Source organism: Aeromicrobium sp. PFPM2_SD2 (assembly GCF_057364525.1).
In genome coordinates this window covers 1-1787 of sequence record NZ_JBNFNZ010000483.1, presented here as the reverse complement: position 1 = coordinate 1787, position 1787 = coordinate 1, and the positions used below count along the sequence as shown (strand labels likewise).

The following is a 1787-nucleotide window of genomic DNA, read 5'->3' as shown; positions in this document are numbered from 1 at the left end:
GCAGCAGGTCGACCCGCCAGGGGGCGAGCGGTCGGCCCTCGGCGTGCTCCTGCGCGACGGTGGCGATCGTCGCGCGGATGAGGGCGGCGACCAGCGCCGTGGTGCCCAGGTCGGTGCAGACGTCCGCGACCCGCACCTCGACGGTCGGGTACGCGCGGGCCAGACGCGCGTCGAGGTAGATCATCGCCTCGTCGATCGCCGCGCCCGACGCCACGAGCCGCTTCACCGCGGCCCGGTACTGCTCGGCGTCGCCGAACGGCTCGGTGGGCCCGGCGCTCGGCCACGCGTCCCACACCTGGGCGCGCCACGACGCGTAGCCGGTGTCGACGCCCTCGTTGTAGGGCGAGTTGGTCGAGACGGCCTGGATGACCGGGAGCCAGGGGCGCAGCCGGTCGACGACTCCGACGGCCTCGTCCGGCCCGTCCACGTCGACGTGGACGTGCATGCCGCAGGCGACCGCCTGGCGTCCGAGCTCGCCGAAGCGGCCCATCATGCGCTGGTAGCGCGCCTTCGGGGTGACCTCGGAGTCCGGGTCGGGGAGCACGGGCGTCGGGGCGGCCATGATCGTGGCGCCGGCCTCGGACGCGACCTCGGCAGCGCGCCGCCGGCGTCCGCGCAGGTCGGCGACCACGTCGTCCAGGTCGGCCGAGGGGTCGCTGGCGATCTCCACCTGGGTCAGGAACAGCTCCTGCTCCAGCTCGTCGTCGCCGCGGCCCACCACGCGGTCCGACACGGCCTTGAGCCGCAGCGTCCCGGGGTCGACCAGCAGCAGCTCTTCCTCCACACCCACGCTGCGCACCGTCACGCAGCGATCGTGGTGCCCGGCCGTGGCGGCGGCAACTCGGGTTACGGCGTTCGGCGGTGAGGCAGCGTCCACGCGGGCGCCCCGGGTGGACGCCAGATCACCGCCACGCGCGAGCGGTGGACGCCAGGTCACCGCCGACGGGAGCGAGGGGCTAGATCCAGCGGGAGAACCACATGCGCGAGCGCCACTGGTCGTAGGAGATCAGCGCGTCGGTCCAGATCGGGTGGAAGTAGACGAACAGCACGACGACGGTGGCCAGGTACAGACCCAGGACGACGTGCAGCGCGAGCCGGGCCCGTCCGTGCAGCCGGCGGCGCAGCGCGTCGACGACCAGTGCGATCGCGATGATCGTGAACGGCAGGATCGCGACGGCGTAGAACAGGAAGATCGGCCGGTCGGTGCTGAGGAACCACGGCACCCACGTGGCCAGCAGCCCGAGAACGGGCACCGACCAGGTCCAGCGGCGGGTGCGCACCCAAGCCACCAGCGAGGCGACGAGGGCCAGCACCCCCGCCCACCACACGGCCGGGTTGCCGAGCACCAGCACCTCGCGCATGCAGGAGGAGTCGGCCGGGGCTCCGCACGTCGCGGCCGGCAGGTCGTTCTGCGCGTCGACCCCGACCGGACGCTCGAGCACGAGCCAGCCGAGCGGGTGCGACTGGTAGGGGTGCGTCTGCTCGGCCAGGTAGTCGCCGGTGTGGAAGTCGTAGGCCATGACGTGGAAGTGCCACAGCGAGCGCAGCGCGTTCCAGGCCTCGGCCCACCACGACCCCGGCTCCTGGCCGACGTACGAGCCCCAGGGTGCGGCGTCGCCGTAGCCGCGGCCGAAGCGCAGCTCGTACGCCTCGTGGTGCACCAGCCAGCCGGTCCAGCTCAGCAGGTAGACGACCAGCGCCAGCCCGACCAGCGTGACGAAGGCCGGGGCGCCCACGCGCAGCGTCGTCAGCAGCAGCCCCGGCCGCGGGCCGAGGGCGGGCCCGGC

General features: G+C 73.7%; 2 protein-coding genes. Both read right to left on the bottom strand.

What is annotated here, in order from left to right; all coding sequences use genetic code 11:
* Positions 1-805, bottom strand: an 805-nt coding sequence (locus AC2W7G_RS15370; protein ID WP_485869207.1) for a carboxylate-amine ligase, incomplete at its 3' end; no start/stop codon positions are given.
* A gap of 151 nt (positions 806-956) precedes the next feature.
* The coding region (locus AC2W7G_RS15365; RefSeq protein WP_485869206.1) for a dolichyl-phosphate-mannose--protein mannosyltransferase at positions 957-1787 on the bottom strand (831 nt) is incomplete at its 5' end.